At 67.8% G+C, this 12,683-nt stretch carries 14 protein-coding genes; 8 read left to right on the top strand and 6 right to left on the bottom strand.

What is annotated here, in order from left to right; genetic code table 11:
• Positions 1 to 209 precede the first annotated feature (209 nt).
• The 4 genes from ettA to ABDJ85_RS15625 all read left to right on the top strand — a co-directional run bounded on the left by ettA (position 210) and on the right by ABDJ85_RS15625 (position 4,574).
• Complete coding sequence (gene ettA, locus ABDJ85_RS15610; RefSeq protein WP_347705724.1) at positions 210 to 1,874, top strand: energy-dependent translational throttle protein EttA; 1,665 nt, start codon at positions 210 to 212, stop codon at positions 1,872 to 1,874.
• A gap of 95 nt (positions 1,875 to 1,969) precedes the next feature.
• A complete protein-coding gene (locus ABDJ85_RS15615) occupies positions 1,970 to 2,485 on the top strand; it encodes a Spy/CpxP family protein refolding chaperone (RefSeq protein ID WP_347705725.1) in 516 nt (171 codons plus the stop codon).
• A 27-nt stretch (positions 2,486 to 2,512) separates the two neighbouring features.
• A complete protein-coding gene (locus tag ABDJ85_RS15620) occupies positions 2,513 to 3,223 on the top strand; it encodes a response regulator (RefSeq protein ID WP_347705726.1) in 711 nt (236 codons plus the stop codon).
• 7 nt (positions 3,224 to 3,230) lie between these two features.
• Positions 3,231 to 4,574, top strand: a complete 1,344-nt coding sequence (locus ABDJ85_RS15625) for a HAMP domain-containing sensor histidine kinase (protein WP_347705727.1) — start codon at positions 3,231 to 3,233, stop codon at positions 4,572 to 4,574.
• Here the strand turns inward: ABDJ85_RS15625 and ABDJ85_RS15630 are convergent.
• Positions 4,549 to 5,892, bottom strand: coding sequence for an MATE family efflux transporter (locus ABDJ85_RS15630; RefSeq protein WP_347705728.1), 1,344 nt, complete (start codon positions 5,890 to 5,892; stop codon positions 4,549 to 4,551). The genes ABDJ85_RS15625 and ABDJ85_RS15630 overlap by 26 nt on opposite strands.
• A gap of 5 nt (positions 5,893 to 5,897) precedes the next feature.
• Positions 5,898 to 6,296, bottom strand: coding sequence for a DUF3717 domain-containing protein (locus tag ABDJ85_RS15635; protein ID WP_347705729.1), 399 nt, complete (start codon positions 6,294 to 6,296; stop codon positions 5,898 to 5,900).
• A gap of 85 nt (positions 6,297 to 6,381) precedes the next feature.
• On the opposite strand from ABDJ85_RS15635, the gene purN reads away from it, so the two are divergent.
• On the top strand, positions 6,382 to 7,011 hold the full coding sequence (purN, locus tag ABDJ85_RS15640) for a phosphoribosylglycinamide formyltransferase (protein WP_347705730.1): 630 nt from the start codon (positions 6,382 to 6,384) through the stop codon (positions 7,009 to 7,011).
• A gap of 3 nt (positions 7,012 to 7,014) precedes the next feature.
• Here purN and ABDJ85_RS15645 read toward each other — a convergent pair whose 3' ends face one another.
• On the bottom strand, positions 7,015 to 7,647 hold the full coding sequence (locus ABDJ85_RS15645; RefSeq protein WP_347705731.1) for a DUF1345 domain-containing protein: 633 nt from the start codon (positions 7,645 to 7,647) through the stop codon (positions 7,015 to 7,017).
• A 37-nt stretch (positions 7,648 to 7,684) separates the two neighbouring features.
• Here ABDJ85_RS15645 and ABDJ85_RS15650 point away from each other — a divergent pair, with 37 nt between their 5' ends.
• The 3 genes from ABDJ85_RS15650 to ABDJ85_RS15660 all read left to right on the top strand — a co-directional run bounded on the left by ABDJ85_RS15650 (position 7,685) and on the right by ABDJ85_RS15660 (position 10,911).
• The gene (locus tag ABDJ85_RS15650) at positions 7,685 to 8,929 is read left to right on the top strand and encodes an RsmB/NOP family class I SAM-dependent RNA methyltransferase (protein WP_347705732.1); all 1,245 of its coding nucleotides are present in this window, start codon (positions 7,685 to 7,687) and stop codon (positions 8,927 to 8,929) included.
• Between the two features lie 120 nt (positions 8,930 to 9,049).
• Positions 9,050 to 10,264, top strand: coding sequence for a DesA family fatty acid desaturase (locus ABDJ85_RS15655; protein ID WP_347705733.1), 1,215 nt, complete (start codon positions 9,050 to 9,052; stop codon positions 10,262 to 10,264).
• Positions 10,265 to 10,389: 125 nt separating this feature from the next.
• Positions 10,390 to 10,911, top strand: coding sequence for a DUF3016 domain-containing protein (locus ABDJ85_RS15660; RefSeq protein ID WP_347705734.1), 522 nt, complete (start codon positions 10,390 to 10,392; stop codon positions 10,909 to 10,911).
• An 87-nt stretch (positions 10,912 to 10,998) separates the two neighbouring features.
• Here ABDJ85_RS15660 and rpmG read toward each other — a convergent pair whose 3' ends face one another.
• The 3 genes from rpmG to trxB all read right to left on the bottom strand — a co-directional run bounded on the left by rpmG (position 10,999) and on the right by trxB (position 12,565).
• Positions 10,999 to 11,169: a 50S ribosomal protein L33 gene (gene rpmG, locus ABDJ85_RS15665; protein WP_233390042.1), complete on the bottom strand. Its 171-nt coding sequence runs from the start codon at positions 11,167 to 11,169 to the stop codon at positions 10,999 to 11,001.
• Between the two features lie 29 nt (positions 11,170 to 11,198).
• Positions 11,199 to 11,432, bottom strand: a complete 234-nt coding sequence (rpmB, locus tag ABDJ85_RS15670) for a 50S ribosomal protein L28 (protein WP_347705735.1) — start codon at positions 11,430 to 11,432, stop codon at positions 11,199 to 11,201.
• Positions 11,433 to 11,605: 173 nt separating this feature from the next.
• Entirely contained in the window at positions 11,606 to 12,565 is a 960-nt protein-coding gene (gene trxB, locus ABDJ85_RS15675) for a thioredoxin-disulfide reductase (RefSeq protein WP_347705736.1), read from the bottom strand.
• Positions 12,566 to 12,683 lie beyond the last annotated feature (118 nt).

Below are 12,683 nucleotides of genomic sequence, written 5' to 3' on the forward strand. Positions count from 1 at the left end.
GAATTGCCGGACGATTCGGCGTTGCCGACTCGTTGTGGGCGCCCATCCCACGCCTCGTCGGCGCCTTGCCTCGCCCAGCAATTCTCCCCGGCGCGCTCCCGTCCCAAAGCCCGACAGCCTCCCAGACAGCTTGGGCGACAATCCGGGCATCTGCAGGCCCCGGGATCGCTTCCGGGGCCTGCGTCAGTTTGAGCCCTCCAGGAAAGCCCATGGCCCAGTACGTTTTTTCGATGAATCGGGTGAACAAGACCGTTCCCCCGAAGCGCCACATCCTCAAGGACATCTCGCTCTCGTTCTTCCCGGGCGCCAAGATCGGCGTGCTGGGCCTGAACGGCTCGGGCAAGTCCACGCTGCTGAAGATCATGGCCGGTGTCGACAAGGAGATCGACGGCGAAGCCATCCCGATGCCGGGCATCAAGATCGGCTACCTGGAGCAGGAGCCCAAGCTGGACCCGGACCAGACCGTGCGCGAGGCCGTGGAAGAAGGCATTGGCGGCGTGCTGGCCGCCAAGAAGCGCCTCGATGAGGTCTATGCCGCCTACGCCGAGCCGGATGCTGACTTTGACAAGCTGGCTGCCGAGCAGGGCGAGCTGGAAGCCATCATTGCCGCCGCTGGCTCCGAGAACACCGACCTGCAGCTGGAGCTGGCCGCCGACGCGCTGAACCTGCCCCCGTGGGACGCGCAGATCGGCGTGCTCTCCGGCGGTGAGAAGCGCCGCGTGGCCCTGTGCCGCCTGCTGCTCTCCAAGCCCGACATGCTGCTGCTTGACGAACCCACCAACCACTTGGACGCTGAGAGCGTGGAGTGGCTGGAGCAGTTCCTGCAGCGCTTCCCCGGCACCGTGGTGGCCATCACCCACGATCGCTACTTCCTGGACAACGCGGCCGAGTGGATTCTTGAACTCGACCGCGGCCACGGCATCCCCTGGAAGGGCAACTACTCCGACTGGCTGGACCAGAAGGAACGCCGCCTGGAGCAGGAGCAAAAGAGCGAAGACGCCCGCGCCAAGGCCATGAAGGAAGAGCTGAAGTGGGTGCGCTCCAACGCCAAGGGCCGTCAGGCCAAGAGCAAGGCGCGCCTGGCCCGCTTTGAAGAGCTGAGCGACGTCGAATACCAGCAGCGCAACGAGACCAACGAGATCTTCATCCCCGTGGCCGAGCGTCTGGGCAATGAAGTCATCGAGTTCGAGAACGTCTCCAAGAGCTTTGGCGACCGCGTGCTGATCGACAACCTCAGCTTCAAGGTCCCGGCCGGCGCCATCGTCGGCATCATCGGCCCCAACGGCGCCGGTAAGTCGACGTTGTTCCGCATGATCCAGGGCGTCGAGCAGCCCGATTCAGGCACGGTCAAGATCGGCAAGACCGCCAAGCTGGCCTTCGTGGACCAGAGCCGCGCCAGCCTCGCGGCCGAAAAGACGGTCTGGGAAGACGTGTCCGGCGGCCTCGACAACATCGTCGTCGGCAAGTTCGTGATGCCGAGCCGGGCTTACCTGGGCCGCTTCAACTTCAAGGGCAATGACCAGCAAAAGCTGGTGGGCGCCCTCTCCGGCGGCGAGCGCGGCCGCCTGCATCTGGCCAAGACCCTGGCCCAGGGCGGCAATGTGCTGATGCTGGACGAACCGTCCAACGACCTCGACGTCGAAACCCTGCGCGCGCTTGAAGAAGCCTTGCTGGAGTTTGCCGGCTCGGCCATGGTCATCAGCCATGACCGCTGGTTCCTGGACCGCATCTGCACCCACATCCTGGCCTGCGAGGGTGACTCGCAGTGGTTCTTCTTCGACGGCAACTTCCATGAGTACGAGGCCGACAAGAAGAAGCGCCTGGGCGAGGAAGGCGCACGCCCGAAGCGCATGCGCTTCAAGCCCATCAAGTAAACGCGGGTTCACCAATCTTTACCGGCGGCCGGCGAATCGCTCACACTGGGGCGCGACCATCTCCTCACCCCAAACTCGTTTGATGGAGTGAAGCAATGACAACGTCCCGTACGCGTGCTTTCTTCCGTGCCGGCTCGCTGGCACTGGTGCTGGCCACCGCTGCCCTGGGTGCCCAGGCCCAAGGCCATGGCCCCGGCCCTGAGCGCATGGGCGGCCCTATGGGTGGCGCAATGGGCGGCCCCGGCATGGGTATGGGCATGATGGGCCACGGCTTCGGCGAGCACATGCTCGACGTCGTCAACGCCACCGATGCCCAGCGCAGCCAGATCGACGCCATCTTCAAGGCCGCCCGCGCGGACCTGAAGGCCCAGCACGATGCCAATGCCGCGCTGCACACGCAGATGCGCGACCTCTTCACCGCCACCGTGGTGGACGCCGCCGCCATCGAGGCCGTGCGTGCCAAGCTCTCGCTGGCGCATGACGCCGTCAGCAAGCGCATGACGCAAGCTGCTGTGGACGCCGCCCGCGTGCTGACGCCCGAGCAGCGCGCCAAGCTGGCCGACCTGGCCAAGAAGCGCGCTGCCCGCATGGCCAAGCGCACCCCGGGTTGATTGGCCAACAGCGAAAGGGCCCCGCACTTGCCAGCACGCCTGCTCCTCGTTGACGACGACACCCGCCTCACCAACATGGTGGGCGACTACCTGCACGCCGCCGGCTTCGAGGTCAGTGCGGCGGCCTCACTGGCTGCCGCCCGCAGTGCGCTGGCCGGTGGCCGCTTCGAGCTGCTGGTGCTCGACCTGATGCTGCCCGACGGCGACGGGCTCGACTTCTGCCGCCAGTTGCGGGGCGACCCGCGCTGGCGCCACCAGCCCATCCTGATGCTCTCCGCTCGCGGCGAGCCCATGGACCGCATCCTTGGCCTGGAGCTCGGCGCCGACGACTACCTGGCCAAGCCCTTCGAGGCCCGCGAGCTGCTGGCGCGCGTCAAGGCCCTGCTGCGCCGTGCCGACCCCAAGCTCGATGGCGACGAGGTGCTGCGCTTTGGCCGGCTGGAGATCGACCTGGCCGCGCGCTGCGCTCGGCTCGACGGCGCGCTGTGCGACCTGACCAGCCACCAGTTCGACCTGCTCGTCGTGCTGGCCCGCAGCCCCGGGCGCGTGCTCTCGCGCGACCAGATCATGGACGCCCTCAAGGGCCACCCGCTGGAGGCGTTTGACCGCTCCATCGACGTGCACATCTCGCGCATCCGTGCGCTGATCGAGGACGACCCCAAGAACCCCCGTCGCGTGCTGACCGTGCGCGGCGCTGGCTACGTGTTCGCCAAAAAGCAGGACGCCGACGGCGAATGAGCGCGGCATGAAGTCGCTCTACCTGCGCATCTACCTGACCCTCGTGGTCCTGCTGCTGGCCTTTGCCTTTGGCTCGGCCTGGCTGTTCCAGCGCCACATGGAGCAGGAGCGCGGCAACATCGAAACCGCGGCGGGCGAGCGCATGACGGCCATGGCCGAGCTGCTCAAGCTGGCGCTGCCCCCGGCCACGGCGCCCGAGGACGAGCAGGCCGAGGCCTTCAAGGACTGGGGCCAGCGGCTGCGCATGCCGGTGGCGCTGCGTGACGCGAGCGGCCGGCGCATCGCCATCACCCAGGCCTTTGAGCGCCGCAGCGACGACGCTGGTGTGATCGTGGTGACCGCCACCTTGGGCGATGGCCGCGTGATGGAAATGGTGCGGGGCCCGCGCCCGCCGCCCGGTGGCCGGCCCGGCGTCCGCCCTGACGATGCGCCGCCCTGGGTGCCCCTGTGGCTGAGCCGGCCCGGTGCTGGCTTTGGCGGCGGCGGTGGGGCGCTTGCTGCGGTGCTGGTGCTGCTGTTTGTGGGCGTGGCGCTGGGCGCCTTCCCCGTGGTGCGGCGGCTCACGCGCCGACTCGAAACCCTGAAGCGCGGCGTCGAGCAGTTTGGTGCCGGGCAGTTGGGCCACCGGGTCGACGAGTCCGGCAAGGACGAAGTGGCCGCCCTGGCCGGCAGCTTCAACCGCGCGGCCGCGCGCATCGAGGGCCTGGTGCGCTCCAACCAAAGCCTGCTGGCCAACGCCAGCCACGAGCTGCGCTCACCGCTGGCGCGCCTGAAGATGGCTTTTGAGATGCTGCAGGACGCGCCCGAGGCGGGCCGTGAGCGTCTGGTCCGCGAGATCCACACCGATGTGGCCGAGCTGGACGCCCTGGTCGAGGAAGTGCTGCTGGCCAGCCGCCTGGATGCCGGCAGCGAGCTGGGCTCGGCCGCCAAGATGGACCTGCTGGGCCTGCTGGCCGAGGAGGCCGCGCGCGCCGAAGTGCCGTTTGAGCCGGCTGCTGGCCTCGCCGATGCCGCCGTGCAAGGCCAAGAGCGCCTGGTGCGCCGCGCGGTGCGCAATCTGCTGGAGAACGCCCGCCGCTACGGAGGCCCCGAGGCCACGCTGGCCCTGCGTCGCACGGGCTCGCAGTGGGAGATCCTGGTGTCTGACCGTGGCCCCGGCGTGCCGGTGGACATGCGCTCGCGCATCTTCGAGCCATTCTTCCGCCTGCCCGGCCATGCCGAGGTGGCGGGCGGCGTGGGCCTGGGGCTCAGCCTGGTCAAACAGATCGCCGAGCGGCATGGCGGCAGCGTGCGCTGCGAAGACCGCGAGGGCGGCGGCAGCGTCTTTACGCTTCGCTTGCCGAGCGCCTGAAGACGTAGACGCACAGCGCCAGCAGCGCCGCGCCGGCCGCCATCAGGCCCGCCGTGGCGGCCTGCCAAAAGCCCACCGCGCCGGCCCCGACTGGCCCGAAGGCCAGCCAGTAGCCACCGCCGATCCCGAGGCCCCACAGCGCCAGCACGTAGATGACCATCGGCAGCGTGGCCACGTGATAGGCCCGCAGCACATAGGCCGCCACGGTCTGCAGCGCATCGCCCAGGTGGAAGAACCACACCCACAGCAGCAGCGGCACGGCGGCGGCGGCCGCTGCTTGGTCACGCGTGTAGAGCGCCACGATGGGCTGGCGCAGCAGCGCCGCCAGCGCGCCCACCACGCCGGCCACCAGCGTGGCCAGCACCAGGGCGTGGCGGCCCACGCGGCGTGCGGCCTCGGGCTCGCCGGCGCCCAGATGCTGGGCCACCAGGGTGCCCGCCGCCGTGGCCTGGGCCAGCGCCAGCATGAACATCATGGCCACCAGGTTGACAGCAATCTGATGCCCGGCCACGGCGGTGTCCCCCAGCCGCGCGATGAAGAAGGCCATGAAGGTGAAGCCCGTCACCTCGACGAGGATGGAGCCACCCATCGGCAGGCCCAGCTTGACGAGCGCACGCAGCGCCTTCAGCTCGGGCCGGCTGCGGTGCAGCGGCGCGATGGCAAAGGGCAGGTAGGCCGCGTCGCGGCGCAGCAGCACGATGGCGGCCACGGACTGCACCGTCATTGCCGCCGCCGTGGCCCAGCCGCAGCCCGCCACCCCCAGGGCCGGCACGGGGCCGGCGCCAAACACCAGCACGGCATTGAGCGGCACCTTGAGCGCCAGGCCCAGCACCTGCAGCGACATCACCGCCTTGGGCCGGCTCACCGACTGAGCAAAGCCCCGGAAGGCGGTGAACAGCAGGGCAAAGGGCAGCGCAAAGGCTTCGGGCCGCGTGTAGTCGCGCACCTTGGCGGCCTGGGTGGCATTCAGTTCAGCGAGCCAGATGAAGGGCTCGGGCCACCACAGCAGCAGGCAGCCGGGTACGCACAGCAGCAAGCCCAGCCACTGCGCCTGCACATAGCTGTGGCCGGCGGCCGTGTGCTCGCCCGCGCCAAAGTGTCGGCCGGCCAGCGGCGCCACCGCCAGCACAACGCCCATCAGCCCGACAAAGACCGTGACATAGGCCGCCGAGCCCACGGCCAGCGCCGCCAGGTCCTGGGCGCTGACCTGGCCCAGCATCAGCGTGTCCACGGTGCTGAACAGCATCACGGCGATCTGGCCCACGAACACCGGCCAGGCCAGCGGCACCAGGCGCCGCACGTCGTCTGCGAAGCGCATACCGGTCAGCCGCGCTCGGCATAGCGGTTGAACCGCCAGGCCGAGGCCTCCAAGCTGATGCGGCGCCAGACGGCGCGCTTCTCAAAGGGGTCCAGCGCCGGCCAGTGCTGTACCTCGTCGAAGCTGCGGCCGCAGCCTTTGCACAGCGGGTCGCCCTGGGCGGTGGAGCAGATGGCGATGCAGGGCGAGTCCGGCGTGGTGGCGTACCAGGCCAGCCAGGCGTCCAGGGCGGCCGAGGGCAAGGCGCCGGGGTCGACGCTGCTGAGGCGCTCGAAGACCATGCGGCCATAGACCTCGGCCAGCGCCTGCAGGGGCGCGTCCAGCGCGTCACCCGGCTGGGCGGTGCTGCGGTCGCGCCACCAGTTGATGGCGGCTTCGAGGTCGAGGATGTGGAGCTGCGGCATGGGTGGGCCGGGGTGCGCGCCAGGCCCGGCCTTGTGCGCCGGGGCGGGCATCGAAAAGGGGTCGGATTGTTACACTGCGCGCCCCATGAAAAAGCTCGTCATCCTCATCTCCGGCAGGGGCTCCAACATGGAGGCTATCGTCAAGGCCTGCCGAGCCGAGGGCTGGCCGGCCGAGGTTGCCGCCGTGCTCAGCAACCGGCCCGATGCGGCGGGGCTGAAGTTCGCGGCCGAGCATGGTGTGCCCACCGGCGTGGTGGACCACAAGGCCTACCCCAGCCGCGAGGCCTTCGACGCCGCCCTGCAGGCCGCCATCGACGCCTTTGCGCCCGACCTGGTGGTGCTGGCGGGCTTCATGCGTATCCTCACGCCGGGCTTCACCGCGCACTATGCAGGGCGGCTGCTCAATATCCACCCCTCGCTGCTGCCGGCCTTCCCGGGGCTGCACACGCATGAGCGCGCCATCGATGCGGGTTGCCATGCGTCTGGGGCCACCGTGCATTTCGTGACCGCAGAGCTGGACCACGGGCCCATGGTGGCGCAGGCGGTGGTGCCCATCCTGCCGGGCGACGATGCCGACGCCGTGGCCGCGCGGGTGCTGAAGCTTGAGCACCGCATGTATCCGCAGGCCGTGCGCTGGTTCGTGGAAGGCCAGCTCAGCATCGACGGCAGCCGCGTGTGTGTGGCCAGCGGCGCGTCTCAGCTCTTCACGGCCTGATCGTCACGGCTTGACCATCCCGGCCAGGATGTTGATCAGCAGCGCCAGCACGCTGGTGTTGAAGACAAAGGCCACCACGGCGTGCAGCAGCACCAGGCGCCGCATCGGCCGGCTGCTGACGGTGACGTCCGAGGTCTGCGAGGTGGTGGCCAGGGTCACCGCGAAGTAGAGAAAGTCGCTGAAGTCGGGTGGCTGACCGTCGGCGCCCGGGAACTCCAGGCCATGTGGGCCGTGCGGGCCACGGTGGTAGAGGCTGGCGTAGCTGACGGCAAACTCCAAGGGCAGCAGCAGCCAGGAGCCAATGACGGTGCCGATGGTCAGTGCGATGCCGAGCTCGGCCGCCTGACGCAGCTCCAGCGTGATGGCGCCGACGCTGCAGGCCGCTCCAAGGATTGCGACGAGCAGGATCACGCCGCCGCCTTCGGCCTGCTCGCGGGCGCGCTGCTGCACGGCAGCGCCATCGGCGCGCAGCAGGTAGGGCAGCATCAGCGCGATGTAGGCCCACACGCCTACGTTCCAGCCCAGCAGGCCGCGCACCGACCAAGGCGTCGGCTGCGGCCAGGCCAGCGCCACCACACCCAGCGCGAGCGCGATCAGCAGGCGAGGGCGGTGGCGAAGATGGCGGAGCAGTTGCATAGGGCGCATCCAGGGTGTGCCCTCGATAATGCCAGCTATGCATCCCAACGCCCTGCTGGAGCTGGTGGCCGAACTGGTCGCCAACGTCCTCAAGCTCGACGCGCCGGCCGACGCCACCGTCTCGGCCTTCTTCCGCCAACACCGCAACCTGGGCCCTCGCGAGCGTGCCAGCCTGGCCGAGACCGTCTACGCGGTGCTGCGCGAGCGCCTGCTGTGGCAGCACCTGGCGCAGTCAGGGGCCGGGCCCTTGCCACGCCGGCTGGCTATCCTGGCCTGGCGGGGCAGCGAGAGCTTTCTGCGCAGCGCCTTGTCGCCGGGCGAGACGGCCTGGCTTGATGCGTCCCGCGCCATCGACCGCAGCACCCTTGCCCCCAAGCTGCGCCACAACCTGCCCGACTGGCTGGCCACGCCGCTGCTGGCGCGCTTGGGCGAGGAAGAGTTCTGGCGTCTGGCGGCAGCGCTCAACGAGGCCGCGCCGCTGGACCTGCGCGTCAACACCCTGAAGGCCAAGCGCGAGGCCGTGCAGGCCGATCTGGCGGCCGCCGGCATCAAGGCCGAGCCCACGCCCTACTCGCCCTGGGGCCTGCGGGTGGATGGCAAGCCGGCGCTCAACAAGCTGGAGGTGTTCACCTCCGGTGCGGTCGAGGTGCAGGACGAGGGCAGCCAGTTGCTCGTGCAACTGCTGGCGCCCAAGCGTGGCGAGATGGTGGCCGACTTCTGCGCCGGCGCGGGCGGCAAGACCCTGGCCATTGGCGCCGCCATGCGCAACACGGGGCGGCTGTATGCGTTTGACGTGTCCGGCCACCGGCTTGACGCCCTCAAGCCGCGTCTGGCCCGCAGCGGCCTGTCCAACGTCTATCCGGCCCAGATCGCCCATGAGCGTGACGAGCGCATCAAGCGCCTGTCCGGCAAGCTCGACCGGGTGCTGGTGGATGCGCCATGCTCTGGCCTCGGGACCCTGCGCCGCAACCCTGACCTGAAATGGCGCCAGTCGCCCGAGTCGGTGGCCGAGCTGCAAGCCAAGCAGCGCGCCATCCTGGCCAGCGCAGCGCGCCTGGTGAAGCCGGGCGGGCGCCTGGTCTACGCGACCTGCAGCTTGCTCGACGCCGAGAACGAGGTGATTGCCCACGAGTTCAGTGCCGCGAACCCGAGCTTCACGCCGATGCCGGCTGAGAGCCTGATCGAGCCGGCGATGCTCTGCGAGGGCGGCTTCCTGCGCCTGTGGCCGCACCGGCACCAGATGGACGGGTTTTTCGCGGCCGTCTGGCAGCGCCAGGATTGACTTGGGGCAAATCCCGCCAGGAATCCTCGGCAAGGCTGCGTGCGGGGGCGATAGCTTAGGGGGTCGCCTTTACAATCGCCCGACATTCAATGGGGCCTTCCTGGGCCCGATCAGGACCGCATGAACGAGTTCTTCAACGCCCTTCTGGACTGGCTGGAATCCGGCCTGCTGCACGCCACCGGCTGGCAGTTGGTCGTTTACACGCTGGTGGTGACGCACATCACCATCGCTGGCGTGACCATCTTCTTGCACCGTTGCCAGGCGCACCGTGCGCTGGACCTGGGCCCCATCCCTTCGCATTTCTTCCGCTTCTGGCTGTGGATGACCACGGGCATGGTGACCAAGCAGTGGGTGGCCATCCACCGCAAGCACCACGCCAAGTGCGAGACCGAAGAAGACCCGCACAGCCCGCAGACGCGGGGCCTGAAGAAGGTGGTGGCTGAGGGCGCTGAGCTCTACCGCTTTGAAGCCAAGAACCAGGAGACCCTGGCCAAGTACGGCCACGGCACCCCGGACGACTGGATGGAGCGCAATGTTTACAGCGGTCGCCGTTCCGTCTGGGGCGTGTCGCTGATGTTGATCATCAACGTGCTGCTGTTCGGCGCCATCGGCGCCACGATCTGGGCCATCCAGATGGTCTGGATCCCGTTCTGGGCGGCCGGCATCATCAATGGCGTGGGCCACTACTGGGGCTATCGCAACTTTGAAGCGCCGGATGCCTCGACCAATCTCGTGCCCTGGACGCTGATCATTGGCGGCGAAGAGCTGCACAACAACCACCACACCTACCCGACCTCGGCCAAGTTCTCGGTCAAGCCCTACGAGTTCGACATCGGCTGGCTCTACATCCGCATCCTGAGTGCGCTGGGCTGGGCCAAGGTCCGCAAGACGCCGCCCAAGCTGGCGCTGGGCGAGATCAAGCCCGCCGACGCGAAGACGCTGGAGGCCTTGATTGCCAACCGCTACGAGGTGATGGCTGCCTATGCCCGTGACCTGAAGGCGGCTTGTGGTGCTGAACTGGCCCGCATCAAGGCCGAAGGCGGCAAGCACAGCGCGCGCTGGGGCCAGTTCAAGCTGGCCCAGCACTGGCTGCACCGCGACGCCGAGAAGATCCCCGCCACCGCGCAGGCCAGCATTGAGGTGGCTCGCGCTGCCAGCCCCAATCTCGACAAGCTGATCAGCATGCGCGAAGAGCTGCGCCAGTTCTGGACGCGCACCAATGTGTCGGCCGAGCAATTGGTGGCCGACCTGCAAGCCTGGTGCCGCCGGGCCGAGGAGAGCGGCGTCAGCGAACTGCGCGCCTTCTCGATGCGCCTGCGCATGGCGCACGCCTGACATCGAAATTGGCCGCGCTGTTTTGCGGCCGAGTAAAGACTGCGGCTCGCTCATGGCGAGCCGTTTTCTTTTGGCGGGCAGACTCCTAGACTCAGCCCTGCCAACAACCCTTTGAGGAGGTTCTCATGGCTCGCAAACTGACCCGTGTCGGAGTGCTTGGCGCCGTCAGTGCCGCGTTGATGCTGGCAATGGCGGGGCCCGCCGCAGCGGCGGAGGTGAAGGTCAATTTCCTGGATGTCGAGCACTACTCGGACATCAAGGACAACGACGGCTTCCCGCGCCCCGAAGTGCTCAAAGATCTGGAAGCGCATCTCGTCAAGCTGGCGCAGAGCCATCTGCCCGGGCGTGATGTGTTGATCGAAGTGACCGACGTGGACTTGGCCGGCTTCGTCGAGCCCTTCGGCCGCGACGGGCGCTGGATCCGGGTGATGCGCACGGTGACGCCGCCCGCGCTCGAGTTGCGCTACGAGGTTCGCGAGGCGGGCAAGGTGGTGCGCAGCGGCTCTGCCAAGCTGCGCGACCTCGACTACCAGAACGGCCTCAGCCGCTATTTCGGCACTGAGCCGCTGCGCTACGAGTTCCAGATGCTGGACCGCTGGTTCGACGAGGAATTCGGCGCCACGCCCGGCAAGTCGCGCACCAAATAACCGTCGCCCCATGAAAAAACCCGCCGGGCGCAGCGCGCGACGGCGGGTTTTTGCTGTGGGAGCGCGGTAGCCAGGGCTACCCAGCGATCACTTCAGCTTCACTTCCTTGTAGAGCACGTGCTTGCGTGCCTTGGGGTCGAACTTCATGAATTCCAGCTTTTCGGGCGTGGTCTTCTTGTTCTTGTTCGTGGTGTAGAAGTGGCCGGTGCCCGCAGAGGACTCCAGCTTGATTTTTTCGCGGCCGCCTTTGGATGCCATGGTGCTTCTCCTTGAGTCTTATGCGGGGATCAGAGCTCGCCCTTGGCGCGCAGATCGGCGACGACTTGCTCGATGCCGACCTTGTCGATCAAACGCAGAGCGGCGTTGCTGATGCGCAGGCGGATGAAGCGGTTTTCGCTCTCCAGCCAGAAGCGGCGGTACTGCAGATTGGGCAGGAAACGACGCTTGGTTTTGTTGTTGGCGTGGGAGACATTGTTCCCAACCATGGGCTTCTTGCCCGTGACTTGACAGACGCGTGCCATGACGCTTCTCCGGTTTGACGACTGACCAGTTGATCGCCCTGCTTGATTCCTTTGAATTCAGGGGCGGCAACCCATTGACCGCATATGCCTGCTAGCGCGCTGTCAGTAACAGCAGCGGCGGTCTATCCGGCAGGCAAGCCCGCGAGTATAGCGGGAAACCCCGCCTCTGCCCATCAGGCTTCAGCTTGCTCCAGGAAGCGCTGGGCATCAAGGGCCGCCATGCAGCCCGTGCCGGCGCTGGTGATGGCCTGGCGATAGACGTGGTCCTGCACGTCGCCGGCCGCGAAGACGCCGGGGACGCTGGTCATGGTGGCGAAGCCTTCCAGGCCGCTGCGGGTGACGATGTAGCCGTCCTTCAGGGTCAGGTGGCCTTGGAAGATCTCGGTATTGGGCGAGTGGCCGATGGCGATGAAGCAGCCGTGGAGCAGCACATCGGTGGTGACGCCAGTCTGGGTGTGCTTGACGCGCACGCCGGTCACGCCCGAGGCGTCGCCCAGCACTTCGTCAAGCTGGTGCCACAGGTGCAGCACGACCTTGCCCTCGGCAGCCTTCGCCATCAGCTTGTCGATCAGGATGGGCTCGGCGCGGAACTTGTCGCGGCGATGGATCACGTGCACGCGCTTGGCGATGTTGGACAGGTAGAGCGCCTCCTCAACGGCCGTGTTGCCCCCACCCACCACGCAGACTTCCTGGTCGCGGTAGAAGAAGCCGTCGCAGGTGGCGCAGGCACTGACGCCGCGCCCCATGAAGGCCGATTCGGAGTCCAGCCCCAGGTACTTGGCCGAGGCGCCGGTGGCGATGATCAGTGCGTCACAGGTGTAGGTGCCCGAGTCGCCCTTGAGCGTGAATGGCCGCTTGGAGAAATCGACCGCATTGATGTGGTCGAACACGATCTGGGTGTTGAAGCGCTCGGCATGCTCCAGGAAGCGCTGCATCAGCTCCGGGCCTTGCACGCCCATCACGTCGGCCGGCCAGTTGTCGACTTCGGTGGTGGTCATCAGCTGGCCGCCCTGGGCCATCCCGGTGATCAAGGTGGGCTTGAGGTTGGCGCGGGCGGCGTAGATGGCGGCCGTGTAGCCGGCAGGGCCAGAGCCAAGAATGATCAAACCATGATGCTGGGTGGGGGAGGTCATGCTGGATGTCTCAAAGTGGCGGGCGTGGGGATCTTGCAAAAACCCGGCCAATACCCTATGGGCGGTGCGCTCAAGCTGGGCACAATAGCGCCGCATTCTAGGCAGCGACCCTTGGGGT

The organism is Roseateles paludis, assembly GCF_039872745.1.
In the GTDB taxonomy this organism is placed as follows: Bacteria; Pseudomonadota; Gammaproteobacteria; order Burkholderiales; family Burkholderiaceae_C; genus Pelomonas; species Pelomonas paludis.